The organism is Sodalis ligni (assembly GCF_016865525.2).
Classification (GTDB): Bacteria; Pseudomonadota; Gammaproteobacteria; order Enterobacterales; family Enterobacteriaceae; genus Acerihabitans; species Acerihabitans ligni.
Genome location: NZ_CP075169.1, coordinates 1,112,387 through 1,139,268, shown reverse-complemented (window position 1 = coordinate 1,139,268; position 26,882 = coordinate 1,112,387). Strand labels below are relative to the sequence as shown.

General features: G+C 51.7%; 21 protein-coding genes, 1 tRNA gene and 2 rRNA genes. 9 read left to right on the top strand and 15 right to left on the bottom strand.

Annotated elements, in window-relative coordinates:
- Positions 1 to 108 precede the first annotated feature (108 nt).
- The 4 genes from GTU79_RS05295 to gmhB all read right to left on the bottom strand — a co-directional run bounded on the left by GTU79_RS05295 (position 109) and on the right by gmhB (position 6,178).
- Positions 109 to 3,016: ribosomal RNA gene (locus tag GTU79_RS05295) — 23S ribosomal RNA — on the bottom strand.
- 321 nt (positions 3,017 to 3,337) lie between these two features.
- Positions 3,338 to 3,413, bottom strand: a tRNA-Glu gene (locus GTU79_RS05290).
- A gap of 305 nt (positions 3,414 to 3,718) precedes the next feature.
- Positions 3,719 to 5,261: ribosomal RNA gene (locus tag GTU79_RS05285) — 16S ribosomal RNA — on the bottom strand.
- The 16S and 23S rRNA genes sit together here with 1 tRNA gene alongside, the layout of an rRNA operon.
- 344 nt (positions 5,262 to 5,605) lie before the next feature.
- On the bottom strand, positions 5,606 to 6,178 hold the full coding sequence (gene gmhB, locus GTU79_RS05280; protein ID WP_132923203.1) for a D-glycero-beta-D-manno-heptose 1,7-bisphosphate 7-phosphatase: 573 nt from the start codon (positions 6,176 to 6,178) through the stop codon (positions 5,606 to 5,608).
- Positions 6,179 to 6,360: 182 nt separating this feature from the next.
- On the opposite strand from gmhB, the gene metN reads away from it, so the two are divergent.
- From metN to proS, 6 genes are all read left to right on the top strand, one after another.
- The gene (metN, locus tag GTU79_RS05275) at positions 6,361 to 7,392 is read left to right on the top strand and encodes a methionine ABC transporter ATP-binding protein MetN (protein WP_132923204.1); all 1,032 of its coding nucleotides are present in this window, start codon (positions 6,361 to 6,363) and stop codon (positions 7,390 to 7,392) included.
- Positions 7,385 to 8,038, top strand: a complete 654-nt coding sequence (locus tag GTU79_RS05270) for a methionine ABC transporter permease MetI (RefSeq protein ID WP_132923205.1) — start codon at positions 7,385 to 7,387, stop codon at positions 8,036 to 8,038. Before metN ends, GTU79_RS05270 begins: the two co-directional genes overlap by 8 nt.
- Before the next feature lie 77 nt (positions 8,039 to 8,115).
- Entirely contained in the window at positions 8,116 to 8,931 is an 816-nt protein-coding gene (locus tag GTU79_RS05265; protein ID WP_203522651.1) for a MetQ/NlpA family lipoprotein, read from the top strand.
- 119 nt (positions 8,932 to 9,050) lie between these two features.
- Positions 9,051 to 9,461: an Rcs stress response system protein RcsF gene (gene rcsF, locus GTU79_RS05260; RefSeq protein ID WP_132923207.1), complete on the top strand. Its 411-nt coding sequence runs from the start codon at positions 9,051 to 9,053 to the stop codon at positions 9,459 to 9,461.
- Complete coding sequence (gene tsaA / locus GTU79_RS05255; RefSeq protein WP_203522652.1) at positions 9,458 to 10,198, top strand: tRNA (N6-threonylcarbamoyladenosine(37)-N6)-methyltransferase TrmO; 741 nt, start codon at positions 9,458 to 9,460, stop codon at positions 10,196 to 10,198. Before rcsF ends, tsaA begins: the two co-directional genes overlap by 4 nt.
- 200 nt (positions 10,199 to 10,398) lie before the next feature.
- Positions 10,399 to 12,126: a proline--tRNA ligase gene (gene proS / locus GTU79_RS05250; RefSeq protein WP_132923209.1), complete on the top strand. Its 1,728-nt coding sequence runs from the start codon at positions 10,399 to 10,401 to the stop codon at positions 12,124 to 12,126.
- Between the two features lie 199 nt (positions 12,127 to 12,325).
- Here proS and GTU79_RS05245 read toward each other — a convergent pair whose 3' ends face one another.
- The 7 genes from GTU79_RS05245 to GTU79_RS05215 all read right to left on the bottom strand — a co-directional run bounded on the left by GTU79_RS05245 (position 12,326) and on the right by GTU79_RS05215 (position 18,732).
- Positions 12,326 to 12,661, bottom strand: coding sequence for a hypothetical protein (locus tag GTU79_RS05245; protein ID WP_214513744.1), 336 nt, complete (start codon positions 12,659 to 12,661; stop codon positions 12,326 to 12,328).
- 358 nt (positions 12,662 to 13,019) lie between these two features.
- Positions 13,020 to 13,853, bottom strand: coding sequence for a hypothetical protein (locus tag GTU79_RS05240; protein WP_214513743.1), 834 nt, complete (start codon positions 13,851 to 13,853; stop codon positions 13,020 to 13,022).
- Between the two features lie 206 nt (positions 13,854 to 14,059).
- On the bottom strand, positions 14,060 to 14,554 hold the full coding sequence (locus GTU79_RS05235) for a hypothetical protein (RefSeq protein WP_214513742.1): 495 nt from the start codon (positions 14,552 to 14,554) through the stop codon (positions 14,060 to 14,062).
- A 32-nt stretch (positions 14,555 to 14,586) separates the two neighbouring features.
- Positions 14,587 to 15,507, bottom strand: coding sequence for a hypothetical protein (locus GTU79_RS05230; protein ID WP_214513741.1), 921 nt, complete (start codon positions 15,505 to 15,507; stop codon positions 14,587 to 14,589).
- A 38-nt stretch (positions 15,508 to 15,545) separates the two neighbouring features.
- A complete protein-coding gene (locus GTU79_RS05225; RefSeq protein ID WP_214513740.1) occupies positions 15,546 to 16,358 on the bottom strand; it encodes a hypothetical protein in 813 nt (270 codons plus the stop codon).
- A 50-nt stretch (positions 16,359 to 16,408) separates the two neighbouring features.
- Entirely contained in the window at positions 16,409 to 17,887 is a 1,479-nt protein-coding gene (locus GTU79_RS05220) for a hypothetical protein (protein ID WP_214513739.1), read from the bottom strand.
- Positions 17,888 to 18,183: 296 nt separating this feature from the next.
- Positions 18,184 to 18,732, bottom strand: a complete 549-nt coding sequence (locus GTU79_RS05215; protein ID WP_203522656.1) for a YaeQ family protein — start codon at positions 18,730 to 18,732, stop codon at positions 18,184 to 18,186.
- 248 nt (positions 18,733 to 18,980) lie between these two features.
- On the opposite strand from GTU79_RS05215, the gene rof reads away from it, so the two are divergent.
- Positions 18,981 to 19,238, top strand: a complete 258-nt coding sequence (gene rof, locus GTU79_RS05210; RefSeq protein ID WP_203522657.1) for a Rho-binding antiterminator — start codon at positions 18,981 to 18,983, stop codon at positions 19,236 to 19,238.
- Between the two features lie 43 nt (positions 19,239 to 19,281).
- Here the strand turns inward: rof and tilS are convergent, their stop codons facing one another.
- Together tilS and GTU79_RS05200 are read right to left on the bottom strand one after the other, a co-directional pair.
- The gene (tilS, locus tag GTU79_RS05205) at positions 19,282 to 20,787 is read right to left on the bottom strand and encodes a tRNA lysidine(34) synthetase TilS (RefSeq protein WP_203522658.1); all 1,506 of its coding nucleotides are present in this window, start codon (positions 20,785 to 20,787) and stop codon (positions 19,282 to 19,284) included.
- Positions 20,777 to 21,166 carry a VOC family protein gene (locus tag GTU79_RS05200; RefSeq protein ID WP_132927865.1) on the bottom strand — a complete coding sequence of 130 codons (390 nt, stop codon included), beginning with the start codon at positions 21,164 to 21,166 and terminating at the stop codon, positions 20,777 to 20,779. Before GTU79_RS05200 ends, tilS begins: the two co-directional genes overlap by 11 nt.
- A 315-nt stretch (positions 21,167 to 21,481) precedes the next feature.
- Here GTU79_RS05200 and GTU79_RS05195 point away from each other — a divergent pair, with 315 nt between their 5' ends.
- Both GTU79_RS05195 and GTU79_RS05190 read left to right on the top strand, forming a co-directional pair.
- On the top strand, positions 21,482 to 23,053 hold the full coding sequence (locus GTU79_RS05195; protein WP_214513738.1) for an inositol phosphate phosphatase SopB: 1,572 nt from the start codon (positions 21,482 to 21,484) through the stop codon (positions 23,051 to 23,053).
- 9 nt (positions 23,054 to 23,062) lie between these two features.
- Positions 23,063 to 23,401, top strand: a complete 339-nt coding sequence (locus tag GTU79_RS05190) for a type III secretion system chaperone family protein (RefSeq protein WP_165934163.1) — start codon at positions 23,063 to 23,065, stop codon at positions 23,399 to 23,401.
- Here the strand turns inward: GTU79_RS05190 and GTU79_RS05185 are convergent.
- Together GTU79_RS05185 and accA are read right to left on the bottom strand one after the other, a co-directional pair.
- Positions 23,398 to 25,560 carry a lysine decarboxylase LdcC gene (locus GTU79_RS05185; RefSeq protein WP_214513737.1) on the bottom strand — a complete coding sequence of 721 codons (2,163 nt, stop codon included), beginning with the start codon at positions 25,558 to 25,560 and terminating at the stop codon, positions 23,398 to 23,400. The two genes, GTU79_RS05190 and GTU79_RS05185, sit on opposite strands and share 4 nt — an antisense overlap.
- A 357-nt stretch (positions 25,561 to 25,917) precedes the next feature.
- Entirely contained in the window at positions 25,918 to 26,877 is a 960-nt protein-coding gene (accA, locus tag GTU79_RS05180; protein ID WP_203522661.1) for an acetyl-CoA carboxylase carboxyl transferase subunit alpha, read from the bottom strand.
- Positions 26,878 to 26,882: the final 5 nt, after the last annotated feature.

Below are 26,882 nucleotides of genomic sequence, written 5' to 3'. Positions count from 1 at the left end.
CGTCATCTTTTACTGATGACCGTCGGCCTTTATCCGGAACAGTCGCTGAAAATTCTCTCATCGCCCTTGCGGACAACGCTCTCACAGCTCAAACACCTTAGGTGTTGTAAGGTTAAGTCTCACGGGTCATTAGTATCGGTTAGCTCAACGCATCGCTGCGCTTACACACCCGACCTATCAACGTCATCGTCTTTAACGTCCCTTCAGGTGGCTTAAAGCCACAGGGAAGACTCATCTCGAGGCAAGTTTCCCGCTTAGATGCTTTCAGCGGTTATCTCTTCCGCACGTAGCTACCGGGCAATGCCATTGGCATGACAACCCGAACACCAGTGGTGCGTCCACTCCGGTCCTCTCGTACTAGGAGCAGCCCCTCTCAATCTTCCAACGCCCACGGCAGATAGGGACCGAACTGTCTCACGACGTTCTAAACCCAGCTCGCGTACCACTTTAAATGGCGAACAGCCATACCCTTGGGACCTACTTCAGCCCCAGGATGTGATGAGCCGACATCGAGGTGCCAAACACCGCCGTCGATATGAACTCTTGGGCGGTATCAGCCTGTTATCCCCGGAGTACCTTTTATCCGTTGAGCGATGGCCCTTCCATTCAGAACCACCGGATCACTAAGACCTGCTTTCGCACCTGCTCGAGCCGTCACTCTCGCAGTCAAGCTAGCTTATGCCTTTGCACTAACCTCACGATGTCCGACCGTGATTAGCTAACCTTCGTGCTCCTCCGTTACTCTTTAGGAGGAGACCGCCCCAGTCAAACTACCCACCAGACACTGTCCTCGACCCCGATTAGGGGCCGGAGTTAGAACATCAAACATTAAAGGGTGGTATTTCAAGGTTGGCTCCATAAGGACTGGCGTCCCTACTTCAAAGCCTCCCACCTATCCTACACATCAAGGCTCAATGTTCAGTGTCAAGCTATAGTAAAGGTTCACGGGGTCTTTCCGTCTTGCCGCGGGTACACTGCATCTTCACAGCGAGTTCAATTTCACTGAGTCTCGGGTGGAGACAGCCTGGCCATCATTACGCCATTCGTGCAGGTCGGAACTTACCCGACAAGGAATTTCGCTACCTTAGGACCGTTATAGTTACGGCCGCCGTTTACCGGGGCTTCGATCAAGAGCTTCTCCTTACGGATAACCCCATCAATTAACCTTCCGGCACCGGGCAGGCGTCACACCGTATACGTCCACTTTCGTGTTTGCACAGTGCTGTGTTTTTAATAAACAGTTGCAGCCAGCTGGTATCTGCGACTGGCTTCAGCTCGGGGAGCAAGTCCCTCCACCTAATGCCAGCGTGCCTTCTCCCGAAGTTACGGCACCATTTTGCCTAGTTCCTTCACCCGAGTTCTCTCAAGCGCCTCGGTATTCTCTACCTGACCACCTGTGTCGGTTTGGGGTACGATTCGATGTGACCTGGTGCTTAGAGGCTTTTCCTGGAAGCGTAGCATCAACCCCTTCACCACCGTAGTGGCTCGTCATCACGCCTCAGTGTTGATAAGAGAACGGATTTTCCTGTCCTCTCCACCTGCACGCTTGAACCGGGACAACCGTCGCCCGGCCGGTCTAGCTTTCTCCGTCCCCCCTTCGCAGTCACACCCAGTACAGGAATATTAACCTGTTTCCCATCGACTACGCCTTTCGGCCTCGCCTTAGGGGTCGACTCACCCTGCTCCGATTAACGTTGAACAGGAACCCTTGGTCTTCCGGCGAGCGGGCTTTTCACCCGCTTTATCGTTACTTATGTCAGCATTCGCACTTCTGATACCTCCAGCAACCCTCACAGGCCACCTTCTCAGGCTTACAGAACGCTCCCCTACCCAACAATACCCGAAGGTATCGCTGCCGCGGCTTCGGTGCATGGTTTAGCCCCGTTACATCTTCCGCGCAGGCCGACTCGACCAGTGAGCTATTACGCTTTCTTTAAATGATGGCTGCTTCTAAGCCAACATCCTGGCTGTCTATGCCTTCCCACATCGTTTCCCACTTAACCATGACTTTGGGACCTTAGCCGGCGGTCTGGGTTGTTTCCCTCTTCACGACGGACGTTAGCACCCGCCGTGTGTCTCCCGTGATAACATTCTTCGGTATTCGCAGTTTGCATCGGGTTGGTAATCCGGGGTGGACCCTAGCCGAAACAGTGCTCTACCCCGAAGATGAATTCACGAGGCGCTACCTAAATAGCTTTCGGGGAGAACCAGCTATCTCCCGGTTTGATTGGCCTTTCACCCCAGCCACAAGTCATCCGCTAATTTTTCAACATTAGTCGGTTCGGTCCTCCAGTTAGTGTTACCCAACCTTCAACCTGCCCATGGCTGATCACCGGGTTTCGGGTCTATACCCTGCAACTACACGCCCAGTTAAGACTCGGTTTCCCTACGGCTCCCTATGCGGTTAACCTTGCTACAGAATATAAGTCGCTGACCCATTATACAAAAGGTACGCAGTCACCCCGATTTCTCAAGGCTCCCACTGCTTGTACGTACACGGTTTCAGGTTCTGTTTCACTCCCCTCGCCGGGGTTCTTTTCGCCTTTCCCTCACGGTACTGGTTCACTATCGGTCAGTCAGGAGTATTTAGCCTTGGAGGATGGTCCCCCCATCTTCAGACAGGATATCACGTGTCCCGCCCTACTCATCGAACCCACAACTCCTGCACCTTCGGATACGGGGCTATCACCCTCTGTCGCCGGACTTTCCAGACCGTTCTCCTGATGCAAAAGCTGATGGTGGTTCTGGGCTGTTCCCCGTTCGCTCGCCGCTACTGGGGGAATCTCGGTTGATTTCTTTTCCTCGGGGTACTGAGATGTTTCAGTTCCCCCGGTTCGCCTCATTGCGCTATGGATTCACGCAATGATAGTGCAACGAATTGCACTGGGTTTCCCCATTCGGACATCGCCGGCTAATAACGCTTCATATCAGCTTACCGACGCTTTTCGCAGATTAGCACGTCCTTCATCGCCTCTGACTGCCTAGGCATCCACCGTGTACGCTTAGTCACTTAACCTCACAACCCTAAAGTGTCTGCGGAATGGCTGCGAAAGGCCCCTGCCGGTGTTGCGCGGTGCTCGCCATGCTCATGGACATCTAGTCCACTCCGCTGGCTGCGCGCCGGGCGCCTTGGCCGGGGCTTTCTCGCTCATCCCTCAACAGGGGCATCATTGACGCGATGACCTGTTTAGGTTTGCTTGCTTTGAGAGACTCGCATACTGATTTTGCTCAGCATGTTTTTTTCAAATTTTCAGCTTGTTCCGGATTGTTAAAGAGCAGTATTTCGCAGCGCACTCTTTCAAATGCGCTCTGAAATTTATCAGACACGTAGGCTGTTTGGCGTCCCCTAGGGGGTTCGAACCCCTGTTACCGCCGTGAAAGGGCAGTGTCCTAGGCCACTAGACGAAGGGGACAAAAATACGCTTGCGAAGCGCTGCTTCGCGTATTTTTGTAAGGCGAAACTTTCATTAATGAAAGTGAGCGACCTCTACCATACGCTTGCAACCTACCCCGTTGCTTTTCCGTGTAAGGCGAAACTTTCATTAATGAAAGTAAGCGACCTCTTTCTAGTCGAACAACGCATCGCGTTGCTCTCCTATCTTCGGACGATGCCTTGCACGTGCGAAGCCGGGCTTCACGTGTAAACCATACGAGCTGTTTGCTCATCACTTCTATCAGACAATCTGTGTGGACACGTCACTCGACGCGCATCTTTCGGTAAGGAGGTGATCCAACCGCAGGTTCCCCTACGGTTACCTTGTTACGACTTCACCCCAGTCATGAATCACAAAGTGGTAAGCGCCCTCCCGAAGGTTAAGCTACCTACTTCTTTTGCAACCCACTCCCATGGTGTGACGGGCGGTGTGTACAAGGCCCGGGAACGTATTCACCGTGGCATTCTGATCCACGATTACTAGCGATTCCGACTTCATGGAGTCGAGTTGCAGACTCCAATCCGGACTACGACGCACTTTGTGAGGTCCGCTTACTCTCGCGAGTTCGCTTCTCTTTGTATGCGCCATTGTAGCACGTGTGTAGCCCTACTCGTAAGGGCCATGATGACTTGACGTCATCCCCACCTTCCTCCGGTTTGTCACCGGCAGTCTCCTTTGAGTTCCCACCATTACGTGCTGGCAACAAAGGATAAGGGTTGCGCTCGTTGCGGGACTTAACCCAACATTTCACAACACGAGCTGACGACAGCCATGCAGCACCTGTCTCAGAGTTCCCGAAGGCACAACTCCATCTCTGAAGTCTTCTCTGGATGTCAAGAGTAGGTAAGGTTCTTCGCGTTGCATCGAATTAAACCACATGCTCCACCGCTTGTGCGGGCCCCCGTCAATTCATTTGAGTTTTAACCTTGCGGCCGTACTCCCCAGGCGGTCGATTTAACGCGTTAGCTCCGAAAGCCACGGCTCAAGGCCACAACCTTCAAATCGACATCGTTTACAGCGTGGACTACCAGGGTATCTAATCCTGTTTGCTCCCCACGCTTTCGTACCTGAGCGTCAGTCTTCGTCCAGGGGGCCGCCTTCGCCACCGGTATTCCTCCAGATCTCTACGCATTTCACCGCTACACCTGGAATTCTACCCCCCTCTACGAGACTCTAGCCTGCCAGTTTCAAATGCAGTTCCCGAGTTAAGCTCGGGGATTTCACATCTGACTTAACAAACCGCCTGCGTACGCTTTACGCCCAGTAATTCCGATTAACGCTCGCACCCTCCGTATTACCGCGGCTGCTGGCACGGAGTTAGCCGGTGCTTCTTCTGCGGGTAACGTCAATGATTGAATCTATTCAACCCAACCCCTTCCTCCCCGCTGAAAGTGCTTTACAACCCGAAGGCCTTCTTCACACACGCGGCATGGCTGCATCAGGCTTGCGCCCATTGTGCAATATTCCCCACTGCTGCCTCCCGTAGGAGTCTGGACCGTGTCTCAGTTCCAGTGTGGCTGGTCATCCTCTCAGACCAGCTAGGGATCGTCGCCTAGGTGAGCCGTTACCCCACCTACTAGCTAATCCCATCTGGGTTCATCCGATGGTGTGAGGCCCTAAGGTCCCCCACTTTGGTCTTGCGACGTTATGCGGTATTAGCTACCGTTTCCAGTAGTTATCCCCCTCCATCGGGCAGATCCCCAGACATTACTCACCCGTCCGCCGCTCGCCGGCAAAGTAGCAAGCTACTTCCCGCTGCCGCTCGACTTGCATGTGTTAGGCCTGCCGCCAGCGTTCAATCTGAGCCATGATCAAACTCTTCAATTAAAAGCTTGATGCTCAAAGATTTCATCTGGTTAATCTTTTGAATTAACTGTTTGTCACTCTTCAAGACTTGTATTGTTGTGTTTCGATACGGTCTTGTGAGTGCCCACACAGATTGTCTGATAAATTGTTAAAGAGCATGCGCCGCTATGATTCAGTCTGGCGCGAGGTGGCGTATATTACGCTTTCCCCTATCAGTGTCAAGCCCGTCAGGCTTGCTTCTGACTCGTTTTCGGTCCTTGTGAAGCTGCTCACAGTCCCGGTCGATGGAGGCGCATTATAGGGGGGTGCTGTGAAATGGCAAGCGAATATCGTCAAATTTTTTTTGATCGGTCAAAATTTGCCCGTTATGCCCTTGCCGACTGCCGTTTTATCGCGTCCGGTAGTTGCGCCAGGCTGTCAATGACCCAATCCGCCAGCTTTTGGCCCTCTTCATCAAGCGGCTTGCCGGTACGCACCAAGACAGTGGTGCCGACGCCCGCCGCCCGGCCAGCCAGCATATCCTTGGCTGAGTCGCCCACCATATAAGAAGCAGCCATGTCGATGTGCAGAAATTTTTGCGCATCCAGCAACATCCCGGGTTTGGGTTTGCGGCAGTCGCAATCCTGACGATATTCGCCTTCACCAACGTCCGGATGGTGCGGGCAAAAATAGATACCGTCCAATTCCACTTCGCGATCCGCCAGCGACCAATCCATCCATTCGGTCAAGCGCATAAATTGGTCTTCGGTGAATTTGCCGCGGGCGATGCCGGCCTGGTTAGTCACCACCACCAGGGCAAAACCCATTTTTTTCAGTTCCTGCATGGCTTCGATAGCGCCATCAATAAACTGAAAATCATCAATCTCAAATACGTAACCGTGATCGACATTAATGGTACCGTCGCGGTCTAAAAATATTGCGGGAACAAGCTGTGCCACTGATTGGCTCCTGAGGATATAAACAGCGGGTAGTATCGCACGTTTTAGACAGTGGAAAACCTAGAAAATGAATCCTGGTTGACTTAGACGTCTAGACGCCCTAACATCCACCCCATTAGCACCCGTTGGCGTTAATAACATAATTTCATCCTTGCCACAGGTAACTGTTTACAATAAAAAATATGATTAAACTCTCTCATATTACTAAGCACTTTATCCAGGGAACGCAGACCATAGCCGCATTGTCTGATGTCAGCCTGCACGTGACCGCCGGCCAGATATACGGGGTTATCGGCGCATCCGGCGCCGGCAAAAGTACCTTGATCCGCTGCGTAAACCTGTTGGAACGTCCCACCAGCGGTTCGGTATTGGTGGACGGACAGGATCTGACCACCCTGTCGGAGCGGCAGCTCATCATTGCCCGCCGGCAAATGGGCATGATTTTTCAACATTTCAATCTGCTTTCTTCCCGTACGGTTTCGGGCAATATCGCCCTGCCGCTGGAGTTGGACAACCTGCCGAAAAACGACATCAAAAAACGTGTTGCGGAGCTGTTGGCCTTGGTGGGACTGGAAGATAAAGCCGATGCCTATCCCGCTAATCTGTCCGGCGGCCAGAAGCAGCGGGTAGCCATCGCCCGCGCCCTGGCCAGTAATCCCAAAGTCCTGCTATGCGACGAAGCCACCAGCGCATTGGATCCGGCTACCACCCGTTCGATTTTGGCATTATTAAAGGATATTAATCGCCGGCTGGGATTGACCATTTTATTAATTACTCACGAGATGGACGTGGTGAAACGCATCTGTGATCAGGTCGCGGTCATCAGCCAGGGAGAACTTATAGAACAAGATACGGTGAGCGAAATGTTTTCCCATCCGAAAACGCCGCTGGCGCAGCAGTTTATCCGCTCTACCCTGCACCTCGATATTCCGGAGGACTATTTGCAGCGGATGTCGCCCCAGCCCGCCGAGGGGAAAATTCCCATCCTGCAGTTGGAGTTTACCGGCCAGTCGGTGGATGCGCCGCTGTTGTCCGAAGCCGCCAGGCGCTTCAATGTCAATAACAATATCATCAGCGCCCAGATGGATTACGCCGGCGGGGTTAAATTCGGCATTATGCTGGCGGAGATGGCGGGTGATGCGGAAAACTCCCGTGCCGCCATCGCTTTTTTGCAGGAACAGCACGTTAAGGTGGAGGTATTAGGGTATGTCTGAAGCCATGTTAGGGCTGTTTGCCAAAGGGATCTGGGAGACGCTGGCGATGACCTTTGTTTCCGGTTTCTTTGGTTTTGTGGTGGGATTGCCCATCGGCGTTTTACTTTATACCAGCCGCCCCGGGCAGATCATCGAAAATCCCAGGCTTTATCGAACCACTTCCGCGATAGTGAATATCTTCCGGTCTATTCCGTTTATTATTTTACTGGTCTGGATGATCCCCTTTACCCGCATGATCGTCGGCACGTCCATCGGACTGCAGGCGGCCATCGTGCCGTTAACCGTCGGCGCCGCGCCTTTTATTGCCCGTATGGTGGAAAATGCGCTGCTGGAAATACCCACCGGGCTTATTGAAGCCTCCCGCGCCATGGGCGCGACGCCGATGCAAATCATCCGCAAGGTTTTATTACCCGAGGCCCTGCCCGGGCTGGTTAACGCCGCCACCATTACGCTGATTACCCTGGTGGGCTATTCTGCCATGGGCGGCGCCGTGGGCGCAGGCGGACTTGGGCAAATCGGTATCCAATACGGCTATATCGGTTATAACGCCACGGTGATGAATACCGTACTGATTTTACTGGTTGTCCTGGTGTTTTTGATACAAATCAGCGGCGATAAAATCGTTAAAGCGGTTACTCATAAGTAACTGATAGTCTTAAAAAAATGAAGCCGCCATGCCGGCGCTTCAATGAAATAATAATCAACCCATAAGAGGAAAGGGATATGTCTTTTAATTTCAGGACCCTGGCAACCGTTGGCGCTTTGGTAGGCGCATTGGCGTTGACTGCTTGCGGGCAGGACAAGAAAGATCCGAACCATATCAAGGTCGGGGTCATCGTCGGCGCGGAACAGCAGGTGGCGGAAGTCGCGCAGAAAGTCGCTAAAGAGAAATACGGCCTCGACGTGGAACTGGTGACCTTCAATGATTACGTGTTGCCCAACGAGGCGCTGAGCAAAGGGGATATCGATGCCAATGCTTTCCAGCATAAACCTTATCTCGATCAGCAAATCAAGGATCGCGGCTATAAGCTGGTTCCGGTAGGTAATACCTTTGTCTACCCCATCGCCGGCTATTCAAAACAGATAAAATCCCTTAGTGAATTGAAGGACGGCTCACAGGTAGCGCTGCCTAACGATCCCACCAACCTGGGCCGTTCCTTGCTGCTGCTGCAAAAAGTCGGGCTTATTACATTGAAAGACGGCACCGGCCTGCAACCCACCGTATTGGATGTCGTGGGAAATCCGAAAAACCTGAAGCTGGTGGAATTGGAAGCGCCGCAGTTGCCTCGTTCCCTTGACGACCAGCAGATCGCCCTGGCCATCATTAATACTACTTATGCCAGCCAGATCGGCCTGACCCCCGCCAAGGACGGGCTGTTTGTGGAAGATAAAGAGTCTCCCTATGTCAATCTGATCGTGGCCCGGGAAGATAATAAAAACGCGGAAAACGTCAAAAAATTCGTTCAGGCCTATGAGTCCGATGAAGTTAACGACGCGGCCAATAAAATCTTTAATGGCGGTGCGGTGAAAGGCTGGTAAAATTTTTTTGTCACTTTAGTGCGCTTTTATCAAGACGGGCTTCGGCCCGCCTTGTTATTTTGGCCGTACATTGATTCAATAGCGCCAGTTAAATAACAACTCCAATCCGAGGAAAACGTATGCGTGCCTTACCAGGATGTATCTTGGTGCTCTCGCTGACAGGATGTTCATGGATACATTCGCCCGCGTCATCAACCGCAAATCAACATACCGCCATCACGCCGTTTAGTAGTCCCTTGACGAGCCATAAACCCGCAGTGCGCCCGCTGCCGGCAAAATTATATAAATCCGCGGAAGAATTGGTGGGCAAGCCCTTCCGTGATTTAGGGGAAGTCTATGGTTCCACCTGCCAGGTCAATCTGCAGGATCCGCCGCCGAGTATCGCCGCGGCTCGCAAGGACATGCAGGTCCGGGCAGCCCGTATGAAGGGCAACGCCGTGCTGTTGCACCAATGCGAAATGGTCAGGTCGGTGGCCGGATGCTACGCGCAAGCGGTCTGCCAGGGTACGGCGCTTAAAGTGACGCAATGAGCGAGTTCGGCCTTAGCCAAATCGGCGTAATTCGCTCGCCTTATAAAGAAAAATTCGCGGTACCCCGGCAGCCGGGTCTGGTGCCGGACGGCACCGGCGAGCTGCATTTACTGGCGCCTTATAATCAGCCGGAAGCGGTACGCGGCCTGGATGCGTTCAGCCATATCTGGTTGCTGTTTATCTTTAACCAAACCATGGGGCAAGGCTGGCATCCCACTGTGCGCCCGCCGCGCCTGGGCGGCAACAGCCGGATCGGCGTCTTCGCGACCCGTTCCACCTTCCGGCCCAATGCCATCGGCATGTCCCTGGTGGCCTTAAACGCCGTGCGCATTTTCAAAGCCGAAGTGGTGCTTGAACTGGGCAGCCTGGACCTGGTGGACGGTACCCCGGTAGTGGACATCAAACCCTATTTACCCTACGCGGAGAGCATCCCGTCGGCTCGGGCGGGCTTTGCCCAACAGATTCCCGCCGCTGACATGGGGGTGGACTTTTCCCTCGGCGCGGCCGCACGGATAGAGGCTCTTGCCCCCCGTTATCCGCATTTGCGGCGTTTCATCAGCGATGTACTGGCGCAGGATCCCCGCCCGGCCTATCGTAAAACTCACGGCGGCGAGCAGACCTATGCGGTACGGCTTATGGAATTCAATATCCGCTGGCGCGTCACCGGCAACATCGCCGAGGTCATTGCCATTGAAGATGCCGCCGCCATGAATTCCCCTCCGCCCGCGGTCGGCTGAAGGGTCACTTACGTACGGCGTCACGCTCCTTGGCCGATACCTCAAAGCAAAACAACTTCAATAAAAAATAGACGCTTTTGGTTAATTTTTTGTCCTGTCTCTTTTGACCGCCCGCCGGCACTGGTAAACTAAGCCACTTTTATATTTCGCTGCCGTGATGCAGCCATGGCGTTTAGCCGTCCTTTTGGAACCTGATTATTATGCGTACTAGCCAATATCTACTCTCCACCCTTAAGGAGACTCCCGCCGACGCTGAAGTCATTAGCCATCAATTGATGCTGCGCGCCGGCATGATCCGCAAGCTGGCCTCGGGCCTTTATACCTGGTTACCCACCGGGCTGCGGGTTTTGCGCAAGGTTGAAAACATTGTGCGCGAGGAGATGGACAGAGCCGGGGCCATTGAGATATCCATGCCGGTGGTCCAGCCGGCGGACCTCTGGCAGGAAAGCGGTCGCTGGATGCAGTACGGCCCCGAGCTGCTGCGCTTCAACGATCGCGGCGAGCGGCCGTTCGTGCTCGGCCCGACCCATGAAGAGGTTATCACCGATCTGGTCCGCAATGAAATCAGCTCCTATAAACAGCTGCCGCTGAACTTTTATCAGATCCAGACCAAATTCCGCGACGAAGTCCGCCCGCGTTTCGGCGTGATGCGCTCACGGGAATTTGTGATGAAGGATGCCTATTCGTTCCATACCACGCAGGAATCCCTGCAGGCCACCTATGATGCGATGTATCAAGCCTACAGCGCGATATTCACCCGCATGGGCCTGAACTTCCGCGCGGTACAGGCAGATACCGGTTCCATTGGCGGCAGCGCCTCCCATGAGTTTCAGGTGCTGGCGGACAGCGGCGAGGACGATATCGTCTTTTCCAGCGGTTCTGACTACGCCGCCAATATCGAACTGGCGGAAGCCGTGGCGCCGGCTACCCCTCGTGGCGAAGCCGCCGAGGAATTGCGCCTGGTTGACACGCCCGACGCCAAAACCATCGCGCAGCTGGTGGAGCAGTTCGCTTTACCCGTGGAAAAAACCGTCAAGACCCTGATTGTCCATGGCCGGGAAGATTCCGGTTATCCACTGGTTGCGCTGCTGGTGCGGGGCGATCATCAGCTCAATGAAATCAAGGCTGAGAAACATCCCCTGGTGGCCAGTCCGCTGGAATTCGCCACTGAAGAAGAGATCCGCGCCGCCATTGGCGCCGGTCCCGGTTCCCTGGGGCCGGTGAATTTGCCGTTGCCGCTGGTCATCGATCGCAGCGTAGCGGCCATGAGTGATTTCGGCGCCGGCGCCAACATCGACGGCAAGCACTATTTCGGCATCAACTGGCAGCGGGATCTTCCGCTGCCCCAGGTTGCCGATTTGCGGAAAGTGGCGGAGGGAGATGCCAGCCCGGACGGCAAGGGCACGCTGCTCATTAAACGCGGTATTGAAGTTGGGCATATTTTCCAGCTCGGCACCAAGTATTCCGACGCGATGAAAGCCACGGTACAGGGAGAAGACGGACGCAACCAAACGCTAACCATGGGTTGTTACGGTATCGGGGTGACCCGCGTGGTGGCCGCCGCCATTGAGCAAAACCATGATGAGCGCGGTATTTTATGGCCTGAAGCCATTGCGCCGTTTCATGTCGCCATCCTGCCGATGAACATGCATAAATCCTTCCGGGTCAAGGATGCGGCCGAGGGGCTGTACGAGAAGCTGCGCGCCAAAGGCATCGAGGTGCTGCTGGACGACCGCAAGGAACGGCCGGGTGTCATGTTCGCCGATATGGAGCTGATTGGAATTCCGCATACTGTTGTCATCGGCGATCGCAACCTCGACAGCGAAGAGGTTGAATATAAACACCGCGGCGCCGGTGAGAAACAAATGATAAAAATCAGCGATATCGTCGACTATCTGGCAGGTGAAATCAGCAAGGCACAGCGTTAATCCCCTTCGCATTGATCCCGACTACCCGGCCCGTCGCGGCCGGGTATTTTTTTGCAGCCTGGTCGAGTGAGCAATCACTATTTACCCTAAATCATTCGAGTTGCGGGAGCGCTGCTTGCAGCGGCCCCGAAGGGGCGAGGCCCATGGATGAGCCGAATATTGCCAACACACCTGCCACTTAAAGTATGACGGGTATAAGCTAATCGTTATGAATCAAATTGACCAATATCCAGCTTTTTTGCAGAGCCACGGGATCGCTATAGACAGAGTTTGCTACGTTTGATTTTGTGGGTAGGATATTCTCACTATTTTTGACGCCTACTTTAATGCTTCGGGTATATTTATTAATTTCCCCGGCAATAAAAAAAGCGATTGCCCCGTTATTTGATAAAATTTCCGTGGGAATATTTCTCTGCAGCATGATCAATCTTTCGTCATTTTCCACCAAGGTCACCACCACCCTCGGCATGGACAGCAATGGGGAGGCATTAGCCGGCGGTTGGCCGCTATCACCGAGGCCGGCCGGACGTTCCACGGACAATGTATCCTTCAGCTGCAATGCCAGCCTCCCATCCTGCTCCAAAAGCAAAGAATGGCCCAACCCGATATCTTCCCGGGTATCTGTCTTTCGTCCCCTTCCGCTGAAATGGACATAGTCGGCCGGCCGGCAGGATTCGGGGCTTATCTCAGGGGGCATATCTATCTGCAGGCTGAAATCATTCCTGAACCACGAATTCAGGTAAAATGAAAATGGGTAAAATCGAATCCCATGCTCAAGATATCCTGCTCCTTCAGGCCGGCCATAACCGGGAAAGAACCCGGCTGTTCACTGAAAAAATTCGCGAGTAAAAGTGGCCATAGTTTTCTATTATTGCATTTGCTACCGACGCGGATCATATATTCCTGCAGATTATCATCATCATTTTCATGGAAATATAAATATTGCTTCCGCCTAACAAATCATTTTCAACAATCACGGCCGGTAATTGCCGGAATGTCGCCAGCGCGGGTACGATATCTTCCCAATATAGCGGTTGAAGTAAATTTTCACCGTACCTCACCACCGACCCTGAAGACTGATTTTGATATTCGCCGGCCAAAATATAGGCATCCATGGCATTGGTGATATTGCTGTTACCATAAAAAATGGTCAACAAGGCGGCTATCAGCGCTTCTTCCTGACTAACGGGGTTAGCCAGCAAACCGGCCTCGCTCAGTGACTTCTCAGACATCAGGCCGGGATATAGGCGCATAAGCGTTTCGGCGCTAATCTCCTTGCGCAGGAAATGCAGGACATCAATGACCACCATGGCGAAGGGAATATTTTCACCGATCGCCCTGCCGTGGCGCCTAAACGGCAGATGGCCGAACAGACCTAACACATTTTCAATAAAATTATGAATTCTCCGATGCCAACGTTCATCTTCCCGCAATCTTTCAATGCCGAAACCCACATGCGGCTCAAACATAACCCCCGATCCTCGATTGCGGGATTTACTGTCAGTAACAATGCCTTTATAGCTTAAAACGTTGGCGCCCAGGCGATCGGAAATGATTTGAGCGGACGATCGCCTGCCTCCCAACGCTCCGAAGCATGATATAAGTTCGAGACGCTTGAGGGATTGCTCCGGGTACATTGAACGGTGTATGCCAGCAATAATATCCGCAAGTTCTATCGCGTCATAGTGATTGATGCTGGCCAAAGCACCATGTGCCTTGATTTCCATTTGCAGATCATTTAACCCATGACGAACATACTCGATGCGCCCATCCGGACCTAACAAAGCTGAGATTCTTGTTTTTCTAAATTAACATCACCCACTATGACCTTGAAGACATTTTGATTGTTGAATCTCTTGCCGGCGATAATTTCCCTATTTCTTGAGAGGAAATTATCTTTTGATTTCTATTAATTTCATTATTAATTATATGGTTATTTATTCCTAAAATTGATTGTCACCAAGGCTGACCATCGTATGAAAATGTTTATCTTCCGTATAAAAACCACGAGTTTACATTCAGCAATATTTTCCAACTCAGCATTGTTATCTATAAATTTATCGATAATTAAAAATTTATTCAATTTTATTATTGATATCTTCTCACCATCTAATTTTCCGGTTATCAACATAACCAATCGTTCCAATGCATCAGCCTGCTGAGGAACCAATTGTTGGGCGGCGACTAAAAATTCCAGAGCAAAATGAGTACTGCTTTTCTCACTAATGGTCTCATGAATAGTTTCTGTGGCGATATCCATCAAACATTTCCGTGGTGGTGATGAACGCGGCAAATCACCCTTTTCAATGATGAAAGAATTACGTTTATCAAATGAACATAAAACATCATCCCGGAATAATCCTAGCTGTTCTGCGATAAGAATGCGCTTTTCGCTACTCAAGGTCGAATCCAGTAAATCATTGTTCATACCGGCAAACCTGCCGTTACCAAGGCTTATCATCAAATGAAAACTGAACTGTCATTCAAATTGGTAAAGCGAACCAGTTTGCCCGGTTCCACACATAGCATATCGCGAAATGTTCTTATTTGTTTGGGACTGTCTATAACCTCGAGCAACGCTTCCTGCGGATGCTCATGGTAGAAGTTTACTAAATCGTCTTTACGGCCGGCCGAAACCGTGCCGGTTGCTTTTAATAGCGACATTATGAATTCGTAACTGCTTCTTGATTTCCTATCTTTGATAATACTGTTACGAATTTTCTTCTGCAGCAATAATTGTTGCCCCATGCCTTCATAATATGATAAAAACAATGGAAACGTGACAGGGGCAGACGATTCTTCCAACTCAACAAAACCTGCCGGTGACAGCAATATATTTTCAGAGCCCTCCTTAATATTAAAGTTGTGATAATAATCTCTGGCACTTTGTTCCGTGAGGAAATCCTTATAAGTAATCAAGGCTCTAGATCTTGATTTTTCAAAACACTTTCTCCATCTATCTTCTGTTAAAATCATTACATCCTCAATATCGGGAATATTGATATAACGAATTTTTTCAGCATTGGGTTCTATGATGTACGTTACCTCCGCATGCGTAGCTACCAGAACATAATGTCGGTCTGTCTGACTTTCCATAACAGGATCGAAAATAAATAAGGCGCGATAGCGTATATTATAAAATCCATTGTTATAAGCAAAGCGTTCGACCCCGCTAAACATGTTTATTGTATTTCCGTCAAATTTGAATCTATTACAATAACGCCGTAATTTTGTGGCCAGTTCACTTTCATGACGAGTCATATCATCACCGAGAGTTGCCAATGACGCACCATGCAAATCTTCAGCATATAGAGTTGCAGTGCTGCCGTCGTTTAACATAACGCTGTTTTTGTCAAAAATAAAATCATCACTACTGACCACTTGCCACCCTTTATGAGAAGAAAATATTGCTGGTTGAGTCAGGCTTTTATATCAAATCCCGCAAATCTGTCATTGCCAAGAGAAAGCAGCATCAAGCTTGATTTATTAGTTTCGTTATCAAGCATAATCAGCTCATAGCCGGCTGGGATAGAGGCCAATGAAGCCTTATCATGTATACTTCTTATTTGACTGAAAATTTCGGCAATAAAAGATTTTTCACTCAATAGCCGGGATTGGTGGGCATCTATACGGCCACAAATCTGCAAAACCTTCGACATTACCCCGACGCTGTTTTGACCCAATATTTCCAGCTGACCGACGTTTTCCTTAATCAGGGCTTCCACCAACATGATTGCCCGCTCGCGAGCCCCCCCTTTGACAAAAGCCTTAGCGACACTGTTGGAATCAGATAACGTTAGTACATCTCGCAACTGGGTCGCCGCCTCATGCATTAGCTTGTATCCGTTGTAGCCTGAGGCTTTTATTAAACTATAGATATCGGTCGTACCGGACAAGCCGATGATCATGATGCCTAGCATTGCCGATTTCCATGCCTCCTTGCGTTTTTGCAGGTCCTGCGCGTTAACCGCTTGGTAGAGATATAATGCGCTACCGGTTCCCGTCACGACGTTGCTTAACATCATGGCGGCACAACCTGCGGATGTCCCGCCGGTAAAAAAAAAGGCCAGCAGCGATAAAGCGTTGCCGGAGGCCAGCAAACGCTGTGACGCCTGCTCCGCAGGAACAGATTTTTCGGGACCAGTACTAAAGAGGTGATGATAGCTCAGATGTTCCTCCAGCTTTTCAATCTCAAGAGCTTTTAAATCGGCCCAAAGATCTTTTGCGTCCATCAAGAGGAGCGGAGGTTTTATAGCACATGCCTTCATATCTATTTTCGGTGTCAGGATGACGGATTCCAGCCAGGCCTTATGCTGTAGCGAAAGGTGACCGGCGATAAAATTTTTGAGTGCCGCCGAGGAAAAAAAGTTAACAACCTTTCGATTTCAGCAGTTATGTTGGAGGGTTCGCCATTTACTATAAATTCCAGATAAGATATGAAATCTTTCTTATCAGATTCTTTGATATTAGTTCTGAGTATAGTAAGGTGCGTATATTCTGATTCATTTGGCTTTAATAAAACTTTAAATGGTTCTCGTAAAAGGATTTTCCTGAGCGAATACTCACCATGAGCAATATATTTATGGGGTTCTAATTCCCCAACTTTTTTAGTATAGATAATATCCATAGTTAATAGTTTATCAAGATCATGTGAAGTTAGGGAGAGGCCGTAATCTCTCTGTATAATATCGCTTAACATTATATCTATAAAATTAATAGTCAGATTAGCATTTGCAGACAAGTACTCATTGGATATACCGAAAGTATGCAGCCATCGGCTCCTTTCACTTTTTTGATATCCATCCAATGATGTATCGGTAGATATCTCACCATCGGGTAATAGATTAGAGGGTTGTAAACGCTCCCGATTTCCGGCTGTTTTGGTGAGCATTTGGTTAAGACCATAATATTTTTCAATATTGGTCAATAAATCGACCCAATATTCTCGGAAATGGTTGTCAATGACGCAAGCAGGAAGATTGAATTTCGAAAAATTTTGCATAACCTCTCTTTTGTTCCGCTTGGAATGACGCAATAGCGGTTTGATTGCTGTCGTCCTTTTGATCATTATCCAATATCCACCCTCAATCGCGGCCTCCGGACCCAGGGGCTGCTTGCGAAGCGCATGTGCATCAAGGCGGGGATCTTCAAAGGCATAGCCATCATTATTTTTTTCAAGTCCCATAGCCTGTCCGGCATGACCCATCCCCGTGGGAAATATCGACGCTTGGCCGTAAATATCCGGCGAAAACCTGATAGAGATAAGGGTCCTTAATAACGCTTCGGAAATATTCATATTACGCGGCGTGGAATAAATCGGCAAACCTATTGAATTATTTCTAACAATAGCATTAATTTTTTTCGCCTTCATATACTCTTCAGGGGGCAATTCGGAAAACCATTTTTTACCGTGCGGCTTCCCATCGCCACTGCGCATATAATGGATAAACTTCCCCCCGCCGAAAATAGCCGTCAATAAAGAGAATATTTTTACTCCCCATGAGAACCCTCGTGTTCCACCAGAACCAGCGCTCCCCGCGGAAGGAGAGTTATCGAATGAAGCAGTATTTTCACCGGTTCCGGCTGTTGCTTCATTGTCAAAGGGGAGGTCGACGGCAGTGTCATTAGCAATTATTTTGCTATTTGATATATTTTTTATAGAATTTATTTTTTCTAAAAATGGCAACCTAGCATTAATTTCTTTACTATCATTACTTACAGAAATTAATGCAGGTGATTGAGTCTTATCCGCGGTAAGCATAAATATGGCATCCTTATCCAGTATGGTTTTTAATAAACGTTTTCTGAGGAGTAAATACCCCAGGTATTACCCTTTAAAAGAGAATGCCGTTTAATTGTATCTGCTAGCGAACAGTAACTTTTGCCATTGCCGTGCGTCAACGCCACCTTAAGTTAATCAATATTTAATCATATAAGCACTCAGGCATGCGGCATATGCTTAGACCGTCATTGCGTCATTAATCCGGCCATGATATGTGCTTGACGCACCGGCCCCGGTCTTGCTGACGATCGGGACTTCGGCGCGATGACCTGCCATTATTCCGCCGCGCTTTTCCAGGTCTGCAATTGGATTTCCAGATTGGTCTGCTGGTCTGAGAGCCACAGCAGCCCGTCTTGCAGCGTTGCCTGGAGGGACATATTGCGTGCCGCCAGCGCCGCCAGCTGTGCCATCTGCCCGTCGTCGACAAACCGTACGCAGAGATTGCCGTGCTGGGACAGGTTGGGTTCCGCCTGCTGCCACCAAACCCGTGCCGCCCGTTCGTTATAGGCATACAACACTACCTGGCGCGCCAGATGGCTGGCTTTGCGCAGCCTTTTTTCATCAGGCAGTCCTAATTCAATCCATAATTCCAGTTCGCCGCTATCGCTACGCAGCCATAACGCCGGTTCATCTTCCGCGCTGAGTCCTTTGGTAAACTCCAGGCGGTCATCGGCATGATAGACCCAGGCCAACAAGCGCAACATCATGCGTTGCGGCGTTTCTGAAGGATGTTGTGCTAAAACAAGGTTAACATCCGAGAAATAATTTCGATCCATATCGGCAATATTAACCGCCGCTTTATGAATGGTTGCTTTTAATGCCATTATATCCTCATGGGGTGAGTCCGGGCCGGCAGTGTAACCGACAATGCCCGGGCATCGCCAGGAAAGCAACAAAAAGGGGCATTCAGCCGCCCCTTTAATCACAGAGAAATGGATGCTCTGTGCTATAGTCTCATAAGGAAATTACTGTTGAACGATGGTGGCGGGATCGGGACCTCTTTAGCAGAGCCCTTGTTCCGCCCTCAGGGAATAGGCGGTACTAGGCCGCCGTAACATGTAGGTGAGCTATTATGTCAACGAATGAAGAATATCAACCCATTAATTGCGATGATTACGATAATCTTGAGCTCGCCTGTCAGCGCCATTGGGTCCTTAGCCTGACGCTTCGGAATGGAGATGCCGTGACCGGCGTAGCGCGTGATATGATCTCAAGAAAGCATGTGGAGTATCTGGTTATTGATAATGCGGGTACCAGTAACGAACTGCGATTGGATCACATAGCCAGCTTCACTCATCCGGAACTCGGCACGGTGGTGGTAAGCGTTTAACAGCCTTGCGCCATACGTAATACGTACTATGACGGGCAGTGATTTACTGCCCGTTGCCGTTTTTATCGCCCAGCCATTCTATATGCCATACCCTTTTGTCATCCTGTGCCTGCCCTTCGCGGGTAGTGAATATGCCCGGCGCGGCAATTAACACCTCATTATAAAACAGCATGGGCGTTCGCTCCCGCAGCCAGGGGGCAATGCCCAGTTCCTGCCACAGCTTTTTGATTTGCCGTCCATGCCGGCGACCGACAATATGCAGCGTGCCGGCGGCGGCAAATCTCACCGTAATCTTTTCATCTTCGCCGGCGGCCCGTACTGCCGCGCCCGACGGGGCCCGCTGCAAACAGCCCAGGCCATTGGGCAGCGTCAAGGGGCGGCTGGTTTCCGTCCAGGGGATGATAAGCTCTTTAAGGGAAGGCCATAACGGCAAAATATAGAGCCGCTGGCGAAAGCGCCGCACCTGCCGATCCGCCAGCTGGAAGCGGGGCTCCGCGTCCGACCGGCTTAGCGCCACCTCGGTCCAAAGGCGCTCCAACTGGTCCTTGGCAGGCATCCGCGCCCCGGCGCCGGCCAGCCAGCGGCGCAATAGCGCCCCCCGCCGGGAAGCACTCATGGCCATCATGGGCGCCAGGTCAAGCGAACCGTCGGGGGACGTCAACAGGCCCAGGGTTTCCTGCAGCAATTCATCCAGCAAAGCTTCCTGTTCGGCGCAAAGGCGGGCGCTGCGCGCCACCGCCTGAGTGAAATGCGGCCAGCGCCGGGTCAGCAGGGGCAGGATTTGCCGGCGAAGAAAATTCCTGTCGAAGCGCTCGTCTCGGTTGCTGTCGTCTTCAATCCAGCGCAGCTCACGCTGTAAAGCGTATTCCTGCAACTGTCCCCGGCTCCAGTCCAGCAGGGGCCGCAAAAGCTCATGGCCGTGAAAGGGCGTGGAAGCCGCCATAGCCGACAGTCCCGTCGGACCGCTGCCCCGTTTTAACGCCAACAGGAAGGTCTCGCTTTGGTCATCCAGATGCTGGGCGGTAACCAGTGTCTCTCCAGGTAGCAGCGCCTGCTGCAGCGCCAGATAGCGCGCTTCGCGCGCCGCCCCTTCCAGGCCGGCCGATGCGGGGTTGACCAGCACCGGTATGGATTGAAACCCCACGTCGCGGCTATGGCACTGGGCAAGGCAATGGGCGGCCCAGTCATCGGCGTGAACGCTCAGGCCGTGATGAATATAGACTGCGCGAATCGTTAAATCAGGCCATTGCCGCTGCCGCAGAAAGACCAGGGCATCCAATAATACGGTGGAGTCCAAACCTCCGCTAAAGGCCACCAGCAGCTTTCTGCGAGACCCCAGCGTTTCGGCAAGATGCCCGAAAAGCGTCACGGCGGGGTCACAAACCGAAGGGCCGCTGGAGCGTTCATCATCGGCCGGAGCGGAGTCATCATCGGCCGGTACGAGTCCATTATCGGCCGGTACGAGTCCATCATCGGCCGGTACGAGTCCATCATCGGCCGCAACGGAACCATGAACGGCGGCGAACCGGGTCGAGTGCTCAGGCTTCATAGAGTTCCAGCGGCAATCCATCGGGATCGCTGAAAAAGGTAAACTGTTTTTCCGTCAGGGCATCCCGGCGGATGGGCTCCACCTCCACGCCCGCGTTTGTCAGCGACGTCACGGCATCCGCCAGATTGTCGACGCTGAACGCCAAATGACGCAATCCCAGGGCTTCGGGGCGGCTGAGGCGGTCGGGCGCGTCTGGAAAAGAGAACAGCTCGATGAGATAAACGCCGTTCAGCGCCAGATCGCCTTTCCAAGAAGCACGCTCGGCGCGGTACGTCTCGCTTTGCAGTTGGAAGCCCAAAACATCGCAATAAAAACGCTTACTCACCTCATAATCCGCCGCGATAATGGCGATATGATGAACATTGTTAAGTTTAAGCATCGGCATTTCACTTCCTGATTATTTCAAATAAAATAGCTTATTCAACCCGTAGTTAACCAAGATCGCCAATTCCCTCTTCATATCTCATTATCAGCGTTTCCGCTATCTGGAAGATACATAAAACGCTTATATTCTATATGTTAAATAGTCAATAAAACAAACATGCCTTATTATCCGGGGTAATGACAGTATCTATTTTAATATTTCAACCCTGGGATAATTATGCAGATTCCTCTTCATCCTCTGTACAGACACTTACGATTAGCCTCGGAGCAAAAAACCGGGGAGGCCACGGGTCAGCGCATGGCACAAATTATGCGTGGCATTGTACAACGGATCAATCAGGCCCTACCCTCTGCCCCGGTGAAAATTTCCCCGGTAAAGGGACAGCCCGCCGTCGTACGCGGCCAGATACATTCATTGCAGAAATTGTATCGTCAAGCGGGCTTGCGCGCGCTACGCCAGGGGAGAGGTACGGCACAAGGGGAACAGAGTGAGGCAGCGGTTGATAATGAGGATAATGTTGAATACGATATGGCCCCGGTCGGGAAAAAAGACGTTTCAGCCATGCTGGCGTTTAAAAAAGACCAAATTGCCAACTTGGCCGCCTTTGTGAAGAATAAAAACGGTTGTAACGGCAATGAAGCAAAACGAGAGGCTAAAAATCAGTTTGAGCAAAGTATTAAAGAGCTGCTGAATGATGCCTGTTGGAAGACCGTTGAAAACCAGTTCAACTATAAGGATAAAATATTTTTCAGCACCTTGGTTCCCGCCGGACAAATGAAATTGGGCGCCGATGATATTCATGCCGCCGGCTATAACAATAAAGGGATCTGCAGTAAGTCCAGTGACGAAACCGTCCATGCGGTAAACCTGTGGTCCTCGACGTTTTCCGTAGCGCAGGGGGATTCCCGGCACACCCTGTTTGAAGGCATACGCCATGGGGTGCTCAGTCCCTACGACCTCAAGGCTGATAGCGAAGAACGCAGCCGGGGGGCGCTGGCCAGGGCCCGGGAAGTCGTTGTCGCCGCCCTCTACCAGCAACCGGAAAAAATGAAGCGGGCCCTGGAGGTCAACGAAGTTGAGCTGGCGTTAACCTCCACCAGCTTATTGACCCCCGTTGACATCGGTCCTTTGACGGAAAAGTCCCAATTAAACGATCAGGTAGCGGCATGGGCCGCCATAAGCGCCAAGCCATTGTATTTGAAGATCAGAAATTCCCGCGGTGAGTTAGTGCCGGTCAAGATCACGGTTGATGTGGCCGCATTTAACTTCGGCGTTAATGAACTGGCATTGGGCTCATTGAAATTGGGGCACGGCATATCTGATAACATTAATCAGGACGCATTGCGTAAATTGCTGGGCAAGAATCTCTCACCGGATGCCGCTCCCGGCGGATGGGTAGGGCAATACCTCGCCAACAATCCGAAAAATGCCGAGCGGGTGTCCATGCTGGCGAAGCAATTAAAAACCATTATTGCAGACAAAGCCCATCATCACGACGGCGGCGAGCCCTATAAGGCCGCGATGCGTATCGGATTGCTGTCTCATGAAATCGGCATTGTACCTTGCTGGAACTGTAAGAGCGGCAAGGATCGCACCGGTATGCTGGACGTGGAAATGAAGCGTGAGGCGGCGGCGGTCCATCTGGGTCTGGCCGGCGGCGCAATCGGGATGTTGGATAAAGAGGGACAGCGCCTGATGCAAACAGTCATGCTTAATAGCGGCAATCAGGAAATACAAAAATATAATACCGGGGCCGAGGGAAATAAAACCCTTAAAAACAATAAACTGGTCAATGCGTTTGTCGGCGGCTTAATGCTGCGAGAGCGTCTTGGAAATAATGATATCGCGGATAGAGCTAAAGGCTTATCCGGCTATGTATAGGTGGTTCAATTGGAGAGGTTTATTCAATCGGTTTATGACCATTTCGAGCTGCTTCCCGATGAAGACAACGTCTTCAATGTCGATGAAGACACGTTTATCTATCTTGGCGAACAGAGCGACGTCATCACCCTGCTTTGCCCCTGTTTTCCCGTGCCTCACGAGCAGCATTCGCTAATGGCGTTGCTGGCGCTCAACTGCCAGGGCGACACCATCTACGGCGCGGAGGAGGGTATCGTGGTGGCCCGACGGGTGGTGGACACCGAAGCATCCGCCGTCGATATGGCGCAGCATTTTAACGCATTCATCGGTGATATTTTTTCCGCCAAAAAATTTTTCGTCCCGGGCTAAATCGGGCTTTCGCCGCCGGCGGGATCGGTTTTCAATACCCGCACCAGGTATCGGCCGTCCTCCGTCAGCTGCGCACCGTGGATATCGGTTTCAAATCCCGGGTACTGAATGCCGATGCTGCAAAGCATGATCAGAAAATCCAATACTCCGCGGCTTTGCTCGGTGATCATCTCGCCGGGCATCACCACCGGCACTCCCGGCGGATAAGGCAGCAGCATATTGGCGGAAATCCGGCCGATTAACGCCGGCAGTTCCACGGTTTCAACGTTGCCGCGTACCTGTTGCTGGAATGCGTCATGAGGCGTCATTTTCATTTCGGGCAAAACATCGAAGGCGGTAAGCATCAGCTGCGGCAGACGATGCCGGCGGATAAGGCTGTGTATGCCGCGGGCCAAATCCTGTATACGCATGTTGCGGTAGAAATCCGGATCTTCCGCGTAGAGGTCCGGCAGCATATTTTTGATGCGTAAATTGAGATCAAAGGAGCGTTTGAATTCGGTCAATCCCCGCAGCAGGCTCATGGCTTTGGTTTTATCGATGCCGATGCTGAACAGGAACAATAAATTATAGGGTCCGGTTTTTTCCACCACCACGCCGCGCTCGTCCAGGAACTTGGCCACCAGCGCCGCCGGTATGCCCTCATCGGCCATGGCGCCGGATTCATCCATGCCGGGCGTCAGTATCGTGACCTTAATGGGATCAAGATACATATGATCTGCATCGGCACCCTTGAAACCATGCCAAGGGGCGCCGGGTTCAATGGGCCAGCATACCGCCTCATCGATAATTTCCGGCTGCCAGATATCGAAGAACCACCCTTCGGATTCCTCCCGCAGCCGCTGTACCTCTTTGCGAAAATGCAGCGCCCTCTCGATGGATCGCAAAATAAGCCGCCGTCCCGATTTGCCGCGTACCATCGCCGCCGCCGTCTCGATGGACGCCACAATCCCGTAATTGGGTGAGGTAGTTGTGTGCATCATATAGGCTTCGTTGAAGGTACGTTCGTCATAATCACCTTTAATATGAATCAGTGATGCTTGAGAGAACGCCGCCAGGAGCTTATGGGTGGACTGTGTTTCGAAGATGACTTTGCCAGGAGTGCGTTCGCCGCTCATACCGCTTTTGCCCTGGTAGATAGGGTGAAAATGGGTATAGGGCACCCAGGCGGAATCGAAGTGGATCGCCGGCACATCCAGGGTTTCTTTGATATAGCGGGTGTTATAAAGCAAGCCGTCATAGGTGGAGTTGGTGATAGCCGCATACACCGGCCAGCTGGCACGGGGGGTATCCGCTACCTTCGCGGCGATGCTCTCCCGCTGGAACTGGCTTTTCGGGATGCCCCCCAGAATACCGTAGGCGTTGCGAATCGGACACAGGTAGATGGGTACCACGTCGCTCATCATCAGCAAATGGGTCAGGGACTTATGGCAATTACGATCGATCAGCACCGTCCCTCCCGCCGGCGCGGCATACATACCCACCATTTTATTGGCGGTGGAGGTGCCGTTGGTCACCATATAACTCTGCTCGGCGCCAAATACCCGGGTGATAAACTCCTCCGCCTCCAGATGCGGCCCGGAATGATCAAGTAAGGATCCTAGTTCCGTTACCGAGATGGAGACATCGGATTTCAGGGTATTGGCACCAAAAAAATCATAAAACAGGCTGCCCACCGGGCTTTTCTGATACGCCGTACCCGCCATATGTCCGGGAGTGCAAAACGTGTATTTACCCTCTTTAACGTAATTGAACAGGGCTTTAGTGAAAGGCGGAATAATGGTGTCGATATATTCGTCGGTATATTGCCGTATCCGGGTGCTGATATCGTCCGCCGCGCCGAGTCCGTATTCAAAAAAATACAGCACCATCCGCATCTCGTTCAGGCTCACATCCAGAGAGGACTGCGTATTGATAAAAGCGTAAAGCGGCAGATACTCGTTCAACTCGTTGATTTCGGTGCAGAGATCCATACTGTGCTGATCCCAGTCGAAAACCACGCCGCATATCCGAGGATTTTGCTCAATAAGCTTTAGCAAATCCTCGCTGCCGTTAGGATAGACTAGCTGAAACCCCTGTGCTTTCAGCGCTTCATCCAATTCCCGGATCGGTTCATGTTTATAAAACACCTGTTCCGGACTCAAAATTGCAATGATATTCATTCAGCCAATCCTTATATTTCGGGCTGCTTCGCTGAAAATCTTTCAGAAAATATTAAAATTAATGATAGGTAAGAATACACCACGTTTGGCGTGGCAGACACGCGATCACCGAGCGTGCAACGATCGTGTTAAAGGGAGACCGTGCTGATGGGGTCGAATCGGGCGTGGTTCTGCCGCCCGACCGAGCGCCCCATGACGCGCTAGGCCCGCTATCATCGATCGTGCAACGACCCTGTTAAAGGGAGAGCGTGCTGATGGGGTCGAAGCGGGCGTGGCCTTACCGCCCGCCGGAGCGCCCCATGACGCGCTAGGCCCGCTATCACCGATCGTGCAACGAGCGCGTTGAAGGGAGACCGATCAGCAATAACCGTAATTCATCAACCGCTGGTAACGGCGATTCAATAACTCTTCTTCACTAAAGGTATCCAGTTCCCCCAGATCCGACAGCAGCTGCGCTTTCAGCGACGCGGCAATAGCCGGCACATCCCGATGGGCGCCGCCCAGAGGCTCCGGGACAATACTGTCAATCAGCTCCAGCTCCTTCAGACGCGAAGCAATGATGCCCATAGCCTCGGCGGCAACGGGCGCCTTATCCGCACTCTTCCATAATATGGAGGCGCAGCCTTCCGGCGAAATCACCGAATAGGTGCTGTATTGCAGCATGTTGACCTTATCCCCCACGCCGATAGCCAACGCGCCGCCGGACCCCCCCTCACCGATAACGGTGCAAATAACCGGAATTCGCAAACCCGACATTTCACGCAGGTTATGGGCAATGGCTTCCGACTGTCCGCGCTCTTCCGCACCGACCCCCGGATACGCACCGGGGGTATCGATAAAGGTAAGCAGCGGCATCTTGAACCGGTCCGCCATTTCCATCAGGCGCAGGGCCTTGCGGTAGCCTTCCGGCGCCGGCATGCCGAAATTGCGGCGAATTTTCTCTTTGGTTTCACGCCCCTTCTGGTGACCGATAATCATCACCGGCCGCCCGTCGAGACGAGCCGTACCGCCGACAATGGCCTTATCGTCGGCATAAGCGCGATCCCCTGCGAGTTCATCAAAATCGCTGAAGACGTGCTGGATGTAATCCAGCGTATACGGCCGGCGGGGGTGACGGGCCAACTGGGCAATTTGCCAGGCGCCCAGATCGGAAAAGATCTTGCGGGTCAGCTCTACGCTTTTCTCACGCAGTCTCTGGACTTCCTCATCCAGATTAATATCTAATTTTTCGTCTTGACGGCTGACTGCGGTCAGCGAGTCAATTTTCGCTTCCAGCTCTGCAATCGGCTGTTCAAAATCAAGAAAATTCAGACTCATATTAT

What these genes read in the sequence shown, in the direction of transcription:
- metN (WP_132923204.1), top strand. Translation starts at nt 6,361, where the DNA reads ATGATTAAACTCTCTCATATTACTAAGCACTTTATCCAGGGAACGCAG.
- GTU79_RS05270 (WP_132923205.1), top strand. Translation starts at nt 7,385, where the DNA reads ATGTCTGAAGCCATGTTAGGGCTGTTTGCCAAAGGGATCTGGGAGACG.
- GTU79_RS05265 (WP_203522651.1), top strand. Translation starts at nt 8,116, where the DNA reads ATGTCTTTTAATTTCAGGACCCTGGCAACCGTTGGCGCTTTGGTAGGC.
- rcsF (WP_132923207.1), top strand. Translation starts at nt 9,051, where the DNA reads ATGCGTGCCTTACCAGGATGTATCTTGGTGCTCTCGCTGACAGGATGT.
- tsaA (WP_203522652.1), top strand. Translation starts at nt 9,458, where the DNA reads ATGAGCGAGTTCGGCCTTAGCCAAATCGGCGTAATTCGCTCGCCTTAT.
- proS (WP_132923209.1), top strand. Translation starts at nt 10,399, where the DNA reads ATGCGTACTAGCCAATATCTACTCTCCACCCTTAAGGAGACTCCCGCC.
- GTU79_RS05240 (WP_214513743.1), bottom strand. Translation starts at nt 13,853, where the DNA reads ATGGAAATCAAGGCACATGGTGCTTTGGCCAGCATCAATCACTATGAC.
- GTU79_RS05235 (WP_214513742.1), bottom strand. Translation starts at nt 14,554, where the DNA reads ATGAACAATGATTTACTGGATTCGACCTTGAGTAGCGAAAAGCGCATT.
- GTU79_RS05225 (WP_214513740.1), bottom strand. Translation starts at nt 16,358, where the DNA reads ATGGACGCAAAAGATCTTTGGGCCGATTTAAAAGCTCTTGAGATTGAA.
- GTU79_RS05220 (WP_214513739.1), bottom strand. Translation starts at nt 17,887, where the DNA reads ATGCTTACCGCGGATAAGACTCAATCACCTGCATTAATTTCTGTAAGT.
- GTU79_RS05215 (WP_203522656.1), bottom strand. Translation starts at nt 18,732, where the DNA reads ATGGCATTAAAAGCAACCATTCATAAAGCGGCGGTTAATATTGCCGAT.
- rof (WP_203522657.1), top strand. Translation starts at nt 18,981, where the DNA reads ATGTCAACGAATGAAGAATATCAACCCATTAATTGCGATGATTACGAT.
- tilS (WP_203522658.1), bottom strand. Translation starts at nt 20,787, where the DNA reads ATGAAGCCTGAGCACTCGACCCGGTTCGCCGCCGTTCATGGTTCCGTT.
- GTU79_RS05200 (WP_132927865.1), bottom strand. Translation starts at nt 21,166, where the DNA reads ATGCTTAAACTTAACAATGTTCATCATATCGCCATTATCGCGGCGGAT.
- GTU79_RS05195 (WP_214513738.1), top strand. Translation starts at nt 21,482, where the DNA reads ATGCGTGGCATTGTACAACGGATCAATCAGGCCCTACCCTCTGCCCCG.
- GTU79_RS05185 (WP_214513737.1), bottom strand. Translation starts at nt 25,560, where the DNA reads ATGAATATCATTGCAATTTTGAGTCCGGAACAGGTGTTTTATAAACAT.
- accA (WP_203522661.1), bottom strand. Translation starts at nt 26,877, where the DNA reads ATGAGTCTGAATTTTCTTGATTTTGAACAGCCGATTGCAGAGCTGGAA.